Source organism: Paenibacillus terricola (genome assembly GCF_014779765.1).
In the GTDB taxonomy this organism is placed as follows: Bacteria; Bacillota; Bacilli; order Paenibacillales; family Paenibacillaceae; genus Paenibacillus_T; species Paenibacillus_T terricola.
On record NZ_JACXZA010000005.1, the window covers coordinates 497,200 to 516,368 of the forward strand.

At 53.3% G+C, this 19,169-nt stretch carries 12 protein-coding genes; 5 read left to right on the forward strand and 7 right to left on the reverse strand.

The window, feature by feature from the left end; translation table 11 throughout:
• Positions 1-172: 172 nt before the first annotated feature.
• A complete protein-coding gene (gene gcvH, locus H8B09_RS21060; RefSeq protein WP_191205521.1) occupies positions 173-571 on the reverse strand; it encodes a glycine cleavage system protein GcvH in 399 nt (132 codons plus the stop codon).
• Positions 572-725: 154 nt separating this feature from the next.
• Between gcvH and gcvT the strand changes: the two genes are divergently transcribed.
• The 5 genes from gcvT to H8B09_RS21085 all read left to right on the forward strand — a co-directional run bounded on the left by gcvT (position 726) and on the right by H8B09_RS21085 (position 7,575).
• Positions 726-1,865 carry a glycine cleavage system aminomethyltransferase GcvT gene (gene gcvT, locus H8B09_RS21065; RefSeq protein WP_191205522.1) on the forward strand — a complete coding sequence of 380 codons (1,140 nt, stop codon included), beginning with the start codon at positions 726-728 and terminating at the stop codon, positions 1,863-1,865.
• Positions 1,866-1,870: 5 nt separating this feature from the next.
• Complete coding sequence (gene gcvPA / locus H8B09_RS21070) at positions 1,871-3,238, forward strand: aminomethyl-transferring glycine dehydrogenase subunit GcvPA (protein WP_191205523.1); 1,368 nt, start codon at positions 1,871-1,873, stop codon at positions 3,236-3,238.
• Complete coding sequence (gene gcvPB / locus H8B09_RS21075; protein WP_191205524.1) at positions 3,235-4,716, forward strand: aminomethyl-transferring glycine dehydrogenase subunit GcvPB; 1,482 nt, start codon at positions 3,235-3,237, stop codon at positions 4,714-4,716. The genes gcvPA and gcvPB overlap by 4 nt, the downstream gene beginning before the upstream one ends.
• A gap of 274 nt (positions 4,717-4,990) precedes the next feature.
• On the forward strand, positions 4,991-6,892 hold the full coding sequence (locus tag H8B09_RS21080; RefSeq protein ID WP_318152678.1) for an LTA synthase family protein: 1,902 nt from the start codon (positions 4,991-4,993) through the stop codon (positions 6,890-6,892).
• A 14-nt stretch (positions 6,893-6,906) separates the two neighbouring features.
• Positions 6,907-7,575: a phosphatase PAP2 family protein gene (locus H8B09_RS21085; RefSeq protein WP_191205525.1), complete on the forward strand. Its 669-nt coding sequence runs from the start codon at positions 6,907-6,909 to the stop codon at positions 7,573-7,575.
• A gap of 967 nt (positions 7,576-8,542) precedes the next feature.
• On the opposite strand, the gene H8B09_RS21090 is transcribed toward H8B09_RS21085, so the two are convergent.
• The 6 genes from H8B09_RS21090 to H8B09_RS21115 form a co-directional block, all read right to left on the reverse strand.
• Positions 8,543-9,016: a cupin domain-containing protein gene (locus H8B09_RS21090; RefSeq protein ID WP_191205526.1), complete on the reverse strand. Its 474-nt coding sequence runs from the start codon at positions 9,014-9,016 to the stop codon at positions 8,543-8,545.
• Between the two features lie 162 nt (positions 9,017-9,178).
• Positions 9,179-10,423, reverse strand: coding sequence for an ABC transporter substrate-binding protein (locus tag H8B09_RS21095; protein ID WP_191205527.1), 1,245 nt, complete (start codon positions 10,421-10,423; stop codon positions 9,179-9,181).
• Positions 10,423-13,008: a putative bifunctional diguanylate cyclase/phosphodiesterase gene (locus H8B09_RS21100; protein WP_191205528.1), complete on the reverse strand. Its 2,586-nt coding sequence runs from the start codon at positions 13,006-13,008 to the stop codon at positions 10,423-10,425. The genes H8B09_RS21095 and H8B09_RS21100 overlap by 1 nt, the downstream gene beginning before the upstream one ends.
• 275 nt (positions 13,009-13,283) lie before the next feature.
• Positions 13,284-15,377, reverse strand: coding sequence for an assimilatory nitrate reductase catalytic subunit NasC (nasC, locus tag H8B09_RS21105; protein WP_191205691.1), 2,094 nt, complete (start codon positions 15,375-15,377; stop codon positions 13,284-13,286).
• Positions 15,378-15,445: 68 nt separating this feature from the next.
• A complete protein-coding gene (nirB, locus tag H8B09_RS21110) occupies positions 15,446-17,863 on the reverse strand; it encodes a nitrite reductase large subunit NirB (protein ID WP_191205529.1) in 2,418 nt (805 codons plus the stop codon).
• A gap of 387 nt (positions 17,864-18,250) precedes the next feature.
• Positions 18,251-19,102: a hypothetical protein gene (locus H8B09_RS21115; RefSeq protein ID WP_191205530.1), complete on the reverse strand. Its 852-nt coding sequence runs from the start codon at positions 19,100-19,102 to the stop codon at positions 18,251-18,253.
• Between the last annotated feature and the right edge of the window lie 67 nt (positions 19,103-19,169).

Consider the following 19,169-nt stretch of genomic DNA (forward strand, 5'->3'; position numbering starts at 1 on the left):
GATTATACACGGACTATCGTCGGTGGACATCTACTTTTATCCTATAATGGTCACATATTCCCCCTATTAGAGGTTGTCAAAAAAAGTCGTCTTTTGATCGCGAAGCAACTCCAGGCGCTCATTCGACATCGAATCTTACGTTCACCTTCGAATTAGAGGTCGTGTGCACGCACTATGGAGCCGATGACAGCAGTTGCTCATATTGTTCGGCTGTAAGCAACCTCCGCAGCGCATCCAATGCGTCTCCCGACGGTGCGACTTCAACCAGCCAGCCTTCCTCGTAAGGCTGTTCATTGACGAGCTCCGGCGACGCGTGGAGCTGCCCATTAACTCGTACAATGACGCCATCCAGCGGACTGAACAAGTCCGATACCGTCTTCACCGATTCAATCGTCCCCATCGGCTGCAAAGCAGCCACGGGCGTGCCGACGGGCGGCACATCCACATAAACGATGTCGCCAAGCAAACACTGTGCATGATCAGTAATGCCGACCCGAATCGCACCATCCTTCGACAACGCTGCCCATTCGTGCTCTTCGGTATATCGAAGCCCTTGCCGAATGTCGCTCATGTTCAACAACCTCCCCGCGTATGCATATAGAACAGCTATCCCTCTGCAGCCGCTTTTACCCCTATGTCTATGTTGAGAACGAGTCGGATAGCCCTTCATAAGCTCGCCCAAACACTGTAGGTTCACCCTAACCCTTACATGATGAGGTGATTCGATGACGATGCGCAGACGAACGTCTCTCTATCCGCTCTATCAAGGGCAGCCAAGCGTGCGCTGCATCGATTTCGCGGGCTGGGAACTGCCCGTGCAGTTCGCCGGCATTGTGAAGGAACATGAAGCTGTGCGTCAGGCCGCGGGTCTGTTTGATGTGTCGCACATGGGCAGATTTGTTGTAACAGGATTATTCGCGGAAGCTTACCTCCAGCGACTAACGACGAATGACGTCGCGCAGCTGAAGGATGGCTTCGCGCAATATTCGCTTCTATGCAGCCCCTCCGGCGGCATACTCGATGATTTGCTCGTCTATCGGCTGTCAGCCGATCAGTATATGCTCGTCGTGAATGCCGCGAATACCGCCGCCGATCTCGAGTGGCTTCGCGAGCATCTGATCGGCGATGTGTCGATACAAGATCGCACCGAGTCGACCGCTCTTCTTGCCCTTCAAGGTCCTAGTGCTGAAGAAATTCTAATCGAAGCTTCGGGGCCCTATGCCAATGACCATTTACCGATTACATCGCTCGCTCCATTCCAATTCAAAGCCGACGTGACGATCGCCGGAGCTTCGGTGCTTGTCTCTCGCACTGGCTATACAGGCGAAGACGGCTTCGAGCTCTATGCGCGCGCGGAGGATGCCACTGAATTGTGGCGCGCTCTGCTGCAGGCGGGTGCAAGCGCAGGTTTGCAGCCGGCAGGACTCGGCGCGCGGGATACTTTGCGATTGGAGGCAAAGCTGCCGCTGCACGGCCATGAGCTATCCGCTTCGATCACGCCGCTGGAGGCCGGACTTCGCGCATTCGTGAAGTTTGATAAGGGCAGCTTCATCGGTCGCCGTGCGCTGCTGACGCAGCTTGCAGATGGCGGACCATTCCGGAGAGTTGTCGGCATTGAAGTGCTTGAGCGCGGCATTCCGCGCAGCGGCTGCGATGTCTATACGAGCAGCGGCGTTCGGGCCGGACATGTTACATCCGGTACCCATTCCCCTACGTTGAAACGCAATATCGGCCTTGCCCTGCTCAGCGCGGAGTATGCCGAGACCGGTACGCCGCTTCTTGTTGATATACGCGGAACCCAACATAAAGCGGCCGTAGTGCCAACACCGTTCTATCGCCGCACCCCGTTCTTGCCAGGGAGGTGACGGTTATGTCTTCTTATCGTCACCGTTACTTGCCGATGACCGACCAAGATGAAGCTGACATGCTGCAGACGGTCGGAGCAGCATCCATAGACGAATTATTCCGCGATATTCCAGACGCCGTTCGCTATCGCGGGACGCTTCCGGTCTCAGCGCAGCTCGATGAACCCGCGTTGTGGGCACATCTGCGCGAGCTGGCGGAGCGCAATACGGATGTTTCCCGCTGCATCAGCTTTCTCGGAGCGGGGTTGTACGACCACCATATTCCCGCCGTCATCGGCCATCTCATATCCCGCTCGGAATTTTATACCGCTTATACGCCCTACCAGCCGGAGATCAGCCAAGGCGAGCTGCAAGCGATATTCGAATTCCAATCCTATATATGCGAGCTCACCGCAATGCCGGTCGCCAACGCGAGTATGTACGACGGTGCGACCGCGCTCGCGGAAGCGGGCCTTCTGGCTGCTGGAGCCGTACGCCGCAAGCGCCTTGTCGTATCAAGAGGCGTTCACCCCGAAGCTCGGCAGTTGCTGGCGACTACAGCCCGAGGAATTGGCCTCGAGATCATAGAGGTCGATTACATCGCTGCCAATGGATCAACCAATCTAGAGCTGCTGGAGCAGACACTGAACGATCAGACCGCAGCGGTCATCATACAGTCGCCGAACTTCTTCGGCTGCATTGAGCGTATCGCTGATATCGCAACGCTTGCCCAAGCGCAAGGCGCACTGCTAGCTGTCAGCGTCAATCCGCTGTCACTGGGGCTGTTAGAGCCGCCTGGCCGCCTCGGCGCCGACATTGTTGTCGGCGACGCACAGCCGCTTGGCATCCCGCAGTCGTTCGGCGGGCCGACCTGCGGCTTCTTCGCCGTCGCCGAGCCGCTCATGCGCCGCATGCCCGGCCGAATTGTCGGCCAGACGGTCGACCGCAGCGGCAAACGCGGCTTCGTGCTTACGCTTCAGGCACGCGAGCAGCATATCCGTCGCGAGAAAGCGACGTCCAATATCTGCTCGAATCAGGCGCTGCTCGCCTTGTGCGCCGCCGTGTACTTGTCCGTTATGGGCAAGCAAGGCATCCAAGAGGCTGCTCTGCTCAATGCGCGCAAGGCGCATTTTGCGGCTTCTGCTGCCGCTTCGGTTCCAGGCTATTCCATGCCGATGGCCGCCCCTTTCTTCAATGAATTCGTCCTCCGTCTCCCAGACAAACTCTCTTATGCAGCACTAAGCGAACGTTTATGGAGCGACGGCATTCTGGCCGGCTATGACCTGGAACAGTCCTATCCCGAACTGGCAGGCCATATGCTCCTTGCAGTGACGGAGAAACGAACGCGCGCAGACATCGATCGTCTGCTGGCGCGATTGGAGGAATACGCATGAACGGTAACCAGCCTGTATCGGGTAGCGGCGGACAGCCGTTTATTTTCGACCGGAGCAAACCAGGCCGCATCGCCTACTCCCTGCCCGACTGCGATGTGCGCGAGCTGCCTGCCGAACAGCTTATCCCCGCCGAACTGCTACGGACAGTCCCGGCTTCGCTGCCCGAGGTGTACGAGGTCGATGTGGTCCGTCATTATACGGCGTTGTCTCGGCGTAACTTCGGCGTCGATAACGGCTTCTATCCGCTTGGCTCCTGCACGATGAAATATAACCCGAAGCTGAACGAAGATGCAGCCAAGCTGCCAGGCTTCGCAAGCATTCATCCCTATCAGCCAGCAACCACTGTGCAAGGCGCACTCGAACTGCTATTTACGCTTCAAAATGATCTCGCCGCCATTACCGGCATGGACAGCGTAACGTTACAACCCGCAGCAGGCGCACATGGCGAATGGACCGGCCTCATGATTATTCGCGCTTACCATGAGAGCCGCGGCGAGCAGCGGACGAAGGTGCTCGTTCCCGATTCGTCGCACGGCACGAACCCCGCCAGCGCAGCTGCTGCTGGCTATACAACCGTAACGATCAAATCGGACGCGCGCGGTCTGGTTGATCTCGATGCTCTTCGCGCCGCGGCGGGTCCGGATACAGCAGCGCTGATGCTGACGAATCCGAACACGCTTGGCTTGTTCGAGTCCCATATTGAAGAGATCGCAGCGATCGTCCATCGAGCCGGCGGCTTGCTCTATTACGATGGCGCGAATGCGAATGCGATCATGGGGATCGCTCGTCCCGGCGACATGGGGTTCGACGTCGTCCATCTGAATTTGCACAAAACCATGAGCACCCCGCACGGCGGCGGCGGTCCCGGCGCTGGACCCGTTGGCGTGAAACAGTTGCTGGAACCTTTTCTGCCGAAGCCTCTTATTGTCTGTCATCCAGTTGGGACTTATGGCTATGACGATAATCGCCCGCACTCGATTGGCCGGATCAAGCCGTTCCACGGCAATTTCGGCATTCTGGTGCGGGCGTACGCATATATTCGTTCTTATGGCCCGATCGGGCTTCGACGCGTGTCGGAATGCGCGGTACTGAACGCGAACTATCTATTGAGCCGGCTGAGCACTGCATATGATGTGCCGTATCCGGGTTTGTGCAAGCACGAGTTCGTCCTATCGGGCGCAAGACAGAAGGCGCTTGGCATACGCACGCTCGACATGGCGAAGCGGCTGCTCGACTTCGGCATTCATCCGCCGACGATTTATTTTCCGCTTATCGTAGAAGAAACCATGATGATTGAGCCAACGGAAACCGAGAGCAAGGAAACGCTCGATGCGTTCGTCGATGCAATGCTGCAGGTCGCATGGGAAGCGGAGCATTCCCCCGAGACGATTCTGCAAGCGCCGAGCACGACGGTCGTGAGCCGGCTGGATGAGGCTCTCGCCGCACGTCGGCCGATCCTGCACTGCGACTGCGATTAACCGGCGATCTTGTCGAATCGGACCGCTTGGTCGAATAAGAAGGCCAGTTCAAATCCTAGACCTTGATCGCATTGAACCGACGTCCAAACAGACGTATAATCAACCTATCTAATTGGAAATTACAGGTGGTTTAGCTATTACATTCTTCGATCAGCGTTGCACTGTCAGCCGCGACAAATAATTCGAGTTGTAAATGACCGTCCAAATCGCTAAACTTAGTACTTGGTTGTTACTTGATTGTTAACGTTGACGTAAGATCGGAGAGTGTCAGAAAGTGAATCGCACTTGGAAGACGTGGCTGTGGAGTCCGTTCGTAGTTTTTACCGTAATTATGACCTTGAAGTTCTATATGTCCTGGAATGTCATCTATGACATCGGATTCAGCTGGAAGCCACTGCTCACCGAGCTGCCGATCATTTGGGCCATCTTCGCTGTCATTGAACTGCTGGCGTCCAAACGCAAGCTTGGCATTTATTTATTCGTGAACTTATTGCTGACAGCAGTTTATTTTGCCGTCATTATGTACTACAAATATTTTGGCATCATCGTTACGTATCATGCGCTTGCACAAGTCGGGCAGGTAGGCGAAGTGAAGGGCAGCGTATTCCAGCTCATGCATGCATCGTTCCTGCTTATCTTTATCGACATCGTACTCATCGGACTTGCGCTGACCTTCTATCGCCGCTTCCGCGGTTGGGCCAAGCTGTCTGCTGTACGAGTGCCAATCATCGCACCGGCTGTACTGTTGGTTATCGCTATCGCCTGTTCCGTCCTTACGATCTGGAAACACGACAGCGTGCTGAATGAAGTGCGTCAGACGGAAGAGATGGGCATTATCAATTATGAGTTGTACAAAATTGTTCGAACGAGCGACGCGGAACGCACCCTTCCGGTTGCAGAAGTTACTCGTTCGGCTATTGATGAGCTGAAAGGCTGGACACCAACGACAGCCACCCCTGCCCACTGGGCGGAGGCGAAAGGCCGTAACGTTATCGTCATTCAGCTTGAAGCATTCCAGAACTTCTTGATTGGTTTGAATGTGGAAGGCCAAGAGGTAACGCCCGTGTTGAACCAATTGAAGGCGGAAGGCGTATACTTCAATCATATGTTCCAGATGGCTGGACAAGGCAATACATCCGACGCCGAGTTTATTACGAACACTTCGTTCTACGTGCCGCCTGTCGGCGCTGCGACGGATGAATATATCAATTATTCGCTTCCTTCCCTGCCGAAACGGTTCAAGGATGCGGGTTATTTGACTGCAACGTTCCATACGAACGATGTGAAGTTCTGGCATCGGGATGAAATGTATCCGGCGCTTGGCTTCGACTATTACTACGATAAGTCGTGGTACGGCGAGGACGATACGATTGCGTTCGGCTCGTCCGATAAGATTCTGTATGACAAGGCGATTGGCGAAATTGCTGACATTAATAAGTCCGGCAAGTCTGTGTATGCGAACATTATCTCGATGTCTTCGCATCATCCGTTCAACTTCCTGCCGGAATCGATGCCGAAGCTGAAGCTGCCTGAGAAGTACGAAGGCTCTTTCGCTGGCAACTACATTCAATCCGAGCATTATGCGGATGAAGCGCTGGGCGTTCTGATTAACAAGATGAAAGAGTCCGGCATTTGGGACAACAGCGTACTCGTCATCTATGGCGACCACATGGGATTGCCGGTTTACTCGCTTGATGATACCGACCGCGAGCTGCTTGATTCGGTGCTCGGCAAGCCATATAGCTATTCAAACATGCTGAATATTCCACTGCTCGTCGTTGCGCCTGGCCTGCTCGAGTCTGAGGTTCGTACGCAGACAGCTGGTCAGATCGACATTATGCCGACGATTGCCAACTTGGCGGGATTGTCGCTCAAGGATGATATTTATTTTGGCCAAGACTTGTTGAATCATACGAGTAACCTGCTGCCTGAACGTTATTACCTGCCTTCTGGCTCGCTTATTGGCGATAAGAGTATTTTCGTTCCTGGCGAACAGTACAAAGACGGTGTCGTTTATCCGCTGCCGGCTGACCCGGATGCACCTGAATATCCGACTGCCGATGAGTTCAATCGTGCGCTTCGCCTGCTGAAGATGTCTAACAGCTATATCAAGTCCCTCCCGCCTGTGGATGGACATACAGAACCAGGCGCAACGCGTACGACATCACAGAAATAAAGGAGATTTCTTATATGCACGCAATTCGAAAGTGGTTCGACCGCGATCGTCTGACGTTCCTGGCTCCGTTGCTGCTGATGCTTGTATTCCCTGTTCTCGGTTACTTGTATAAGGCTTTCAACCAGCCGACCGATCAGGTGTACAACTTGGTCACGCCGTTCGATCAGTCGACGCCTTTCCTTAAAGGATTCGCCCTGCCGTACTCGGTCTGGATCGTTTATATTTACATCTGCCTTATTTATTTCTTCTTCAAAGATCGGACATCGTATTATCGCGGTATCGTTCTCTATACGCTGTGCGCGCTGTCCTGCTATATGATTTATTCGGTGTTTCAAACGACCGTGCCGCGTCCAGTTGTGGTCGGAGACGATGTTTTCTCGCAACTCATGCGATATATCTATAAGCGGGATCAACCGTTCAACTGCTTCCCGAGCATTCACTGCTTCTCCAGCTATCTGATGATCCGCCTGCTGAGCGTTAGTCCGGCTCGGAACAAAGTAAACCGGATTCTGATCTACGGCATGTCGACGACGATCATTGCATCGACGCTGTTCGTGAAGCAGCACGTGCTGTGGGACGTTATCGGTGCTGTGACGCTGGTTGAAGTAATGTACCTGCTTGTGGTGGTGGTTCTGCCGCGCACTGTCGGAGCGAGAGCACGGCAGCGTGGTCTTGATGCTTAAGGGTGAAAGCCTGAGCTTAAACTACTGTTACAAAAGGCCTGGTTCACTCCGTGAGCGAATGTTTCTTACGATCGCTGTTGTCCTCGGATTGTTCTGATTGTATAAATTCAGAAGTGGTAACAATCCGAGTGACAAAGGCGATCTAAAAGCTTTCCGGAGGAAAGCTACATCGTAAGCATAAGCTGCGCTTCTCCAGAAATCATTCGTTCCCTGCGTTCACTTAGCCTTAATGATGAAGCCTGCAGCGGTCGTCCGCTGCAGGCTTTTTGGTGTAACTTGGCTCGCGGGATCGGTATCTGGATCCCGCGTCGCTTAGTTTATTTAGTTGGTTCGTTCGTGCGCGTCAGACTGGTTTATTTAGCCTACCTAGTGCAATGGCAAACTGTACTTTAGAGTGTGCGAGTAACCAATATTACTCATTACTCCAACTACGAGTCCGAGATATGCTAACAGTTGTGGTGGTGCTTATTCGGCTTTGGAAGAGCTGTTTTCTGCGCTAACGGTTGCCGACAGGCTTATGTGGTGATTTTGCGCCTATAGAGGGCAGTTTTCGCATCAATAAGTACTCGTGCAACCGTTAGAGTTTGAAAAGGCGTGTTTTTGGCGCAATAGCACTTTTGGCAACCGTTACAGTTACGGGCATGTCAATGATGGGTGGCACGGCAGCCACGATAAGGAGAGATGGCCAGTGAATCGGCTGCTGTGCGCTTGCAGACCGCGAGCGACATTCACGGCGATAGCGAGGCGATAGTCAGGTGGAGCGGAGACACAACGCGGGCGGAAGCCAATAGGCGTGATGGCGAATGACGCGTCAGAAAGGCATTCAGACTTGGGTGTTATAGCAATCGGATGAATGAACGATCAGATCTCGGGGAATAACAAAAAGGCAGCCAGCCAATTAAGGCGACTGCCTGATAAGCGACGCCTTCGTTATGCTGCGAAGGCGTTGTTTTTGATACATAGGGACTTACTTCTTGTCGACGAGTTTGAAGTCGTCGTAGTGGAAGCCTGGTGCGACTACGCACGAGACGAGTACAGGCTCGTTGCCGAGCGGGCGGGCTTTCTGCCATACGCGCGAAGGGACAAGCGCCTGCGGGTGCTGACCTGCTGCTACATCGCCGCCGACGATAATTTCCGTCTCTTCGCCTGGCGTGTCTCCGTCGCCGCCAAGCGTCAGCAGCAGTGGGCTGCCCGAGTGCCACAGCCATAGTTCATCCGATAGAACAGTATGCCAAGCCGATTGCTCGTCCGGATGCAGGACGAAGTAAATCGACGATGCTGAGAAACGCGGTCCGGAATAATCGCCGCCTAACGTTTCGTGCGGAATCGTGAAGGATGCTTTCCAAATCTCTTTGTACCAACCGCCCTCAACGTGCGGCTGAAGTCCAAGCTTCTCCACAAGCTCGGAACGTTCCAACGTTGCTGTTGTCGTGTTAGTCATCTCGATGCTCCTATCCAATCTAGTCTATAGTCTATTCATACAATAGCTACTAGTGTAGACGGATTGCATAGGAATGTAAATGGAGGAATGTGAGAGCCCCTCTATCGGTGCAAGTAGGAGATGAACGAACTTGTATAGCAGCAAGCCCCACATTTCCATCCCTTATCGACGAGCATTAAGCGGTGATAACAGATCTAATCGATCCGCAAGCTGTGACATCATATTGGACTCAATCGTTGATACAATCTGATCCGACGATACTTCAGTTGAAATGCGCCAGCCGATCTCCCGATCCCAAATGGCACTAGCCGCAGCATCGAGCGGCGTACGACGAACCTCATTCAATTTGTCATACCACTTCGAGATTTTCAGCGATTTCAGATAACCCTCTCTCTGATGGAGCTGGAATGTCGAGAACTTCCACGCAAGATCCTTGTTATTGCTCTGCTTCGGAATCGCGGTCACCCAGCCGGTAATAATCGCATATTGATTGAGCGGAAGCCGAGTCGTCCTCCATAGATTGTAGGTATCCGGCGCCCAGCCCTGCAAGTGTGTATCGCCCCATTCTCCATTCGTAAACATCACGAGCTCGCCATTGCGAATGGCCTCCTGCCCGGATGCCTCCCAGATCGTTGCCCCAAGCGGCAGATTGAGCTTATTCGATTCCTTCGCAATTGCAATCGCAGAGACAAACTCCGTCGTATTGCGCGTAAACGAACCATCGTTGTTGAAGAACCCGTTCGACAAGTCCAACACCTGCAGCAAATCGGTCGGCTTCTGCATGATCCGTTTACCCTTTAATGCCAACCTCTTCGCCATCGACAGCCAGCGCTCGGGACTTTCCATATATTCCCCCAACTCTTCCGGATCATCCGGATAGCCATACTCTTTCATGACGTCGGCCCGATAGTACGTGATCCCTGCGTGCAATATCTCCGGCATAAAAACGATGTGTTGACGATCCAATGATCGGAAATAGGACAACTCCAGGCCTGGAAAATAGCTGTTGATTACGGACTTTCCATCGTATGGCGCCAGATCCAAAGGCTCGAAGATATCATAGTCAATCAGTTCACGAATATGTGAATAATCGAACTCAATGAGATCTGGAGGACTCGGGCTATCAAGCGCCGCTAAAATATCTTGCACAGTGCTGTTGTTCGCTGAAGTCCATTCAATGTCAACTCCATAATTCTGCTCAAATCTATCGACATTGCCTTGATCGATTGCATTGCCTGACAAGATACGCAGAACCGGCTTGCTGTCCTGCTTCGTCTCGATATTGTCACTGATAACAGTAGGTTCCTCAACCACAGTCGACGCATTGCTGCAGCCAGCGAGAAGAAGCGCGAAGGCAGCAACAGTCGGCCATACACGGAGGCCCGCTCGCCGTAATATCCGATTCATCACACTTCCCTCCCCTTACTCTCGTGATCCCATGCGAACCAGCTCATAATCTGAGCGGCAGGAACCGCCCGCCCATAATAATAGCCCTGATGCAGCCAGCAGCCTGCTTCACCTAGCGCATCCGACTCTTCGATGGTCTCCACGCCTTCTGCGACAACCAGCCAGTTGCGCGACCGCGACAGCAGCATCATTGTCTCGATAATGGAACGCTTATCCGAATCTTCGTGAAGGTCCTTCACGAAAGTTCGGTCGATTTTGAAGCCGTCTATCGGCATTCGATTAAGCATACCCAACGAGGAATATCCGGTGCCAAAATCATCGATCCATACCTTCACGCCCCGTCGCTTCAAGCGATGAAGCTCTGCAATAACGCGTTCTGGATACTTGGCGAACACTTCCTCCGTAATCTCTACCTCGAACAGATCCGGCGGCATGCCGGTTTCCTCAAGCAACTGCTCTAGATATCCGACAATGCCATGCATCTGGATCTGCGTCGGCGACAAGTTGATCGCCACCGGTGCTGGCGTTAGCCCTTGATCCAGCCATTCTTTCATCTGGCGGCAAGCTTCTTGCGCAACCCATTCCCCAATCGGCTTCAACAGTCCACAACTCTCGGCGATCGGAATAAACTGCGCAGGTGAGACAAACCCGAATTCCGGATGCAGCCACCGCAGCAACGCCTCGATCGACACTAATCTCCCCAGTTCCTTGTTATAGATCGGCATGTAATGCAGTTGAATCTGATTGCGATCAAGCGCCTTATGCAGCTCGAACTCCAGCCGCATCTGCTGCGTGAGATCATTATCTGGCTTCTCGTAGAATCGATAACCATTGCCGCCCGCCGCCTTCGCTTCGTACATGGCAAAGTCAGCATTTTTCACAATCGTCTCTCTATCATCACCGCTGATTGCCGAAGAACTGATCCCCATGCTAGCTGTTACGAACAGCTCTTCCCCATTAATGAGGAATGGACGCTTTAACTTACTGATTAAATCCTCGGCAATCGTGCGCACTTCGCTGCGCTGCTTAGTAGAAACAAGTACGAACTCATCCCCGCCTAGGCGGGCGATGAAAGCGCGATCATTTACAGTCCGCAGAAGCTGGAACGACACTTGTTGAAGCAGCAAATCGCCTACTGCGTGACCAAGCGTATCGTTAATATGCTTGAACCGGTCCAAGTCGATGAACACGACGTGGATTTCGTCTTCCGGACCTAGTTCGTCCATCACTTTCGTCAAATGCTCATTGAAATTCCGTCGGTTAGGCAGCCCTGTCAGCATATCGAGATACGCCTGTTCACGGGACTCCATGAACATAAGGCCGAGCTTCTCTGTCACAGTCCTGAAGTTGCCAACCAGCGAGTTTATCTCCTCCAGCCGCGACTGCGGCCAACTCGGTGCAACGCCTGCTTTGACCTTATCCGGAATGCCATGCGATACGACCGCAAGCTTACGGACGCCCGTTATGAAGAAGCGATGAATAATGAGCGCGAACAGCCCGATAATCGCCGCTACATATAGACAACTCATCATCTGAGCATTGTAGACCGAATACACCTGCTCACGATACGTGTCTAGCGGAACCCGAACATACAGCTCGAACTTCCCCATTTGGACAGGGTAGATGAAGGACATCTTCTTCCAACTGGATCCTGTCGTTATCAGCTCTGCCGCGTCAGGACTCCACATTCTCCGCTCGGAGAAATAGTTCTGCCAGTCGTCCAGCTTCAGCCAATCGTAATCATAGTTTGTACCGCCAATGGTGTGGATCAGCTTCCGTCCATCCTGCCCTATTAATACAGCCTCATAAGGATCAGAAGCTAAGACGTTGTTAATCATCCGTCTCACCGTTGCCATCTCCATATAACCATTCAAGCGAATGCCTCTTTGCTCCTCGGGCGACATCGTCTTCATGCCATCTTCAAGCGCAAGCGAGGCTTGATCTGCCGAATTATTAATTTCTTTAATGATGGTGTGCTTGTAGCTGTTGCTTCCACTTATGAGGAACAGAATCGATGAACCGATCATCGCTGCCGTCATCAAATGGATAAGCGCACGAGAAATACGAAGCGGTGGATTGACCGCAACCCCGCTCATTCTGTAGAAACGAGCTGGCGTATAATATACGAAAAGCTCGGAGAGCAGCACGTTACATAACCCGCATGCAGTTACGATGTACGTGTAGAATAACATCTCTTGATTGATCGCACCTGAATTGCCGCTAAGCAGCACATACATGGGAACGCCAATCAAGGCCCAGTAGATCGCGCCCGCCCCAATATATCCAAGCTTCGGCCAGCGTATGTTTAATGCAATAATAAGGGCTGCTTCCACCAGATGACTCCATAGCAAAAAGTCGACATTCTGCGTACCGATCAGCGCCCCATAAACAAGCACAAGAAGCAGCAAGCCTGCCCGCCAGCCGAACCAAGCGACTGCGAGAAACAAGAAGCCTGCTGTAAACGATCCGCTAATGCCGAAGAGCGGAGATATCGGAATGGAGTAAGATATGTAGGCTAATAGTCCCATCAATAAATAGACGAAAACAATTTTTCGAAATAGAAATCCGCTAATCCGATTAGTCATGCTGTGCTCCTTCTAACTCGACGTTTGTAAGGTATATTGTCCGATTATTGTGGTAAATGAGCGCTTTTTGCACTCCTTTCGATGCATAAAGGTAATTCGGTTGAATAATCTTTAAGTCCTACTCACTATTAACATCGGCTGTTAACATTCTATATTTCAGTGGGAAATTAGGAAGTACAGGAAAGATTTTCGTTTCGTTAACAATTCCCTTTCGTTATGGACGGCCTAACAAATAAAAACAGCGATCCAGGAATGCTCCTGAACCGCTGTTCTTATTATATTTCATAGGGATGATTCGATATAAAAGGCCTGATGCGTACCGCACATACTTTGAATCCAGGCATCCGGCACGTCGGATCAAGCGCCTGGTTCGTCAATACATTCACGTTCTGACTGTCGCCCCAATGCATCGGCACGAATATGGTATCGTCTCGAATGGTACGCGTGATCCGGCAGCGAACGACGATCTCACCACGCCGCGATGCGACTACAGCCAACTTCCCGTCCGTTAAGCCATGCTGCTTCGCCGTCTTCGGATGCAGCTCCACGAACGATTCAAAATCCCGCGACGCAAGCGTATGGCTCCGCCGGGTTTGAACACCCGTTAAATAATGACTTAGCACACGCCCTGTTGTCAGATAGATCGGATACTCTTCGTCCGCCAGTTCCGCAGGCCAATGGTTATCGACCGCAATCAGCTCCGCGCGTCCATCCGCATGGGCGAAAGAGGCTTCGAACATGCGACCGATTCCTTCCTCTGTCGGATCCGGACATGGCCAGTAAACACCCTCCTCGCGCCGAAGTCGGTCATACGTAATGCCGTAGTAGTCTGCAATGCCGCCTCGGCTGGCGACCCGAAGCTCTTCGAAGATTTGCTCCGCATGCTCATATCGGAAATAAGTGCCGCGCCCGAGCCCATGAGCCAGCTCGCACAGAATGCGCCAGTCATTCTTCGCTTCTCCCGGAGCAGGACGATGCGCCTCCCGCAGCAGCACGCGCCCCTCCAGATTCGTCAGCGTACCTTCATTCTCCAAATAAGCCGTCACTGGCAAAATCAAATCGGCAGAGCGCGCGGTCTCCGACATGAACATGTCCGCTACGACGAGCAGATCAAGACGCTCCATCGCCGCTTGAACCAAGCTCGCGTTCGGATTCGACACAACCGGATTGGAACCCATGACGAGCAAAGCCCGTATGTCGCCCTCGTACACCTTCTCCATCATCTCGTAGGCTGATACGCCTTTGCCGGGCAGATCATTCGGGTCAACGCCCCATACGTCTGCAACATAAGCGCGATGCTCCGGATTCTCGATTGAACGATACCCCGGCAGTTGATCAGCCTTCTGCCCGTGCTCGCGTCCGCCTTGCCCATTGCCTTGGCCGGTAATCGCGCCGTAACCGCAGCCAGGCTTGCCGATTTTGCCAGTCAACAGTACTAGGTTAATCAGGTTGCGTACCGCCATATAACCGTCTGTCTGCTGCTCTACGCCACGCGCGGTAAACACCATGCCCGTATCCGCCTTGCCGAATGCCGATGCCGCTCTGCGAATCGAGTCCACGGGCACGCCGGTCATCACCGCGATCTCCTCGACCGACTGCTCCAGCAGATGCGCCTTCAGTTCATCATATCCACGCGTACGAGCCCTTACGAACGCTTCATCGACGAGCCCTTCGTCCAGCAGCGATCGCAGCATTCCATTGGCAAGCGAAGCGTCCATCCCTGGCCGTACCTTCAGATGCAGGTCAGCCAGCTTCGACGTCCCCGTCTCTCGCGGGTCGATCACAATAATGAACGTTCCATTCTCCTTCGCTCTCGTAAAATACGGCATTAGCGTCGGCTGGCACTCCGCGATGTTCGTGCCGGCAAGCACAATGCACTTTGCCAGCGGAATATCCGACAATGGATTCGTCAGACCGCGGTCGAGACCTAATGCCTTGCTGCCGGCCGACGCCGCAGCGGACATGCAGAACCTTCCGTTATAGTCGATATGCTTCGAACGAAGCGCGACTCGCGTGAACTTCCCAAGCAGATATGCCGTCTCATTCGTCAACGACCCGCCGCCATATACACCGATCGCATCAGCGCCGGACTCCTGTTCAATCTGCTTAAAGCGGTTAACGATTAACGCGATTGCACCCTCCCAGGAGATGCGTTCGAATCCACCCTCCCGCTTCACCAGCGGATATAGGATCCGATCCTCGCTGACCGCATGCTGATAGGCGTTCATCCCCTTTACGCATAAGCGGCCTTCCGAAGCGCGATTCGGCTTCGCTTCAACGGCGTACTGCGCTTCTCCTCCAGCGCCGCTACCCGATTCGGTAAGCCTCATCTTGCATTGTACGCTGCAGAACGGGCATTGCGTCTCCATGACGAGCTCCGTAACTACCGCTCCGCCGCCATCCGCAGCGATGTGTTCACGTGGATATAGCGTCCTCTTCATGAGCATTCACCTCGTATAGCCATTGACTGTCCAGCTTCGTTCTGGGCTCGCAACAGCAGTGCTCTGCGGCTGCGCGGATCAAGCGCCCGCTCTCGCAATGCAACAACGCCAATCCGCTCCAGCCACTGCCAGACCGGCTCACCATACAACGCTTCCTCCGCATAGAGCTGGAGAACGGCGGTTGCTATATCCACGACAGCTCGTTCTTCCGGCTCTGTCAGCAGCAGCTTCGCTTCCTTCACCTCAATGCCAGCAGAGCCGCCGATGTACAACTCCCAGCCGCTTGGCACGCCAACGATGCCTATATCACGCACGAGCGAACCAGCGCGATGCAGCGGGCTTGCCGAGACCGCCGCGCTTACCGTCGTCGGCAGTTGCAACTGCTCCAGCCGTCGTTCCAGCGCGGCCCCCACAGCTATAGAGTCGCGCACAGCGCCTCGCTCGTAGGCAATACCGCCGCAAGTCACAACTGAAGCGACGGGTCGGCCGTACATATGAGCGGCAACCGGCCCGCCAATGGTCTGCGATACACCCGCCGCTTCAGCCGCCGACAGACCAAGCAGCTCCAACCGCCCGTCCCCGTTCAACTTCGCAAGCGGCACCTGATATCGCTCGATCGCATCCGCAATACGCCGCAGCTGGTCTGCCGTTGCCACGCCGCCATACAATCGCGGTTGAACCGCATAAGTGCCGTTTGCAAGCGCAGCATAGGCGCCGCCTTCAGCCAACGTGTCCGCCGCTTCCGTGTCGGCTGCCGCTGTCAGTGCGGCAGTCGAGACTTGATCCCGGCCATTCGCGCTTAATCGTCCCAGCACGCCGATATAATACCGAATCGCCGGACGGCAGAACATGCAGCCATCCGCCGTCTTCCATCCGAGCGCCGTCACCGCCTCACGGAAACTCGAAGTGCGACTTGCGGCAATCGCATCTTTCAACTGCTCGCGACTGAGCGTTGTGCAACCACATAACGGCGTCACCTGCACTGCGTCCTCGTCACCGCTTTCGAGCACGCACTGAAGCAGCGCCGATACTAGCGGCTTGCAGCCACCGCAGGAGCTTGCCGCCCGGGTGCATTCACGCACCTGCTCGAACGTTTCGAGCCCCTGCTCCCGGATAACAGCCGTTATCGTCCCTTTGCTGACGCCGTTGCAGGAGCAGATCGTTTCACTATCCGACAGCCCGCTCACATACTCGGTCGTGCCGCCTCCCGTTCCACCGCTGGAAGTGGGCGCCTCCTGCTGCAGAACGGAAATATCCGCTCCCTGCTTCACATAACCCAGCAGTTTATTGCTGTCTCCGCTGTCTCCGAACAAGACCGCGCCGACAATCCGGTTGTCACGAATGCCGATTTTGCGATAAGTACGGCGAATGCCGTCATAGGCCATCTGCATCGTCGACAATTGCGAATCTTCAATGTCGCCGACCGAGAATACATCCACGCCGGACACCTTCAGCTGTGAATAGAGCACTGAGCCATGATAACCTTCGGTATCTTGCTCGCAGATTGCTTGCGCCAGCACCTTGCCTTGTTCATATAACGGAGCGACTAGTCCATATACCATGCCCCGATGCTCCGCGCACTCTCCCACGGCATAGACATTCGGAGCACTTGTCTCCATGCGGTCGTTGACGACAATCGCGCGGTTTACCTCAATGCCGCTCTCCGCGGCAAGCCGTACATTCGGCTTAATACCAACTGCGATTACAACAAGATCGACGTTAAGCCTTGTGCCGTCTGTGAACTGGAGCGCCTCGACCCTTTTGCGGCCGATGATGCGATCTGTATTTTTCTCCAGCCAAATCTTCATGCCTTGCTGCTCCAGCTCTTGCCTTAGCATATTTGCCGCTTGAGGGTCCAACTGCCGATTCATCAAGTAGCGGCTGTTATGGATGACATGAACGTCCTCCATCCCGAGATTAAGCAGTCCTCGCGCAGCCTCCAGACCAAGCAGACCTCCGCCGATGACAGCAGCACGTTTGTAATTAGCCGCGGTCTCCACCATCAACTCACAATCCTTCATGTTACGAAAAGCGGTAACGCCCGGCTTATCGATGCCAGGCAGCGGCAGCATGAAAGGAAGCGATCCCGTCGCGATAATAAGCTTGTCATAAGCGGTCGTTCTTCTGCGATCCGTGTGTACGACCTGGTTCGCCGTATCTATATAGGTAACCGTCTCGCCCGTATAGAGGGTAATGCCTCGCTCTTCGTACCAGGCGTACTCATTGATCGTAATGGCCGACATGGGCGTATCGCCTTGCAGCACCTTGGATAGCATGATTCGGTTATAGTTCGGATGTGGCTCCGCGCCAACAATCGTAATGTCGAACGCATCGGGACGCAGCTTCAATATCTCCTCGATGCAGCGGACGCCTGCCATCCCGTTTCCGATGAGAACTAGCTTCTGCCTCGTCATCGCTTCCCCTCCAGGTTTCTTCTCCGGACCCTATCCCATTTGATCTCTATATATTATGTAAAGATAGTTTACATTCCGCTTCATTCCACAATGACTTGTCATTTTATTTGATATGTATGTTAGAATATATAACATTAATCTCAATGTACCCCACTGTGAGGGAATAATCAATAGCGATTTAGCATCGTACAGCCGCGATCTTGGTGCTGAACAACGTCCGTTGTGTCAGTATACGTAACACAAAATTCAATTTCGCTTTACAAACGTTTCGGTATCCGTCAATTCATCGAGCCAATCCGATTATTTCCTCGGAAATAGACAAAATAACGCAAAAAGCAGCCCCCGCCGTCGGTTCACGGCAAAGACTGCTGATTGGCGAGCTTTATCTTATTTTTGAACCAGTTTATCCCCGGACGCGTAGACAAACTCAGCAGGCTTGTCGTTAAAAGGAATGTACGCTTTGAACGTATTCGTTTCATTATTGTAAAGAATACCACCCTTCGCTTGCAGCAGCTCGCCCAAATTGACAGCCTCTAGCTGATCATCCTTCGGACGAACCAGAATGGCGTTAACCGGTATGCTGGTGTCGGAATAAACGAGTTCTTTGATGCCATCGTGATTCCAATCGCCGATCCACGTGTGATAGTTGAAGTACAGATTTTGCACCGGAATCCCATTCTCCAACCGTACGTATCGATCGATTGCACAATCTGCGCCACAAATACCCATTAGTCGACTATAGGTTGTGCCGAACAGATCAGCCTGATCGATCACAATATCCTTCTCGTATACATCACCGCCGATGGTACCCAACTCATAAATGCTATCACCCGCTAATAATCCAATGAAGCGTTCTGTCGGATCACGGTCTGGCTTCGTATAAACCCAATAGGTTTGATCTTCGAAATCAATGGTTCGAGTACGCTCACGCTCTGGAATACTGGAACTAGGCACTTTCTGAATAGAGGTTACTGCTTCCTCCAGTGGTCGGAAGGTTAGCTGCAACTCCTGAGGGAAGGTCATCTCTTCCTCTGGCTGTTCAGGGATCGTTGATTGATCAGGGGCCGCCACCTGTTCATTATTCGACTCTAACTCCGGATAATAGACTTTATTATTCGCATGCCCATCCGCAATAGCTGGCTGTTCCTGCCGCTGTTGTACAATTGTAACCGCGACAACCACGATCAGTGCCAGCGTAATAGCTCCCCCTGCCCATCCAAGCCAAACATCCTTCCTCACCGTGCGTTCCTCATTCCGTTATCATTTTATATAGATAGACTCAACATGCTTGAAGAAGGTTGCAGGC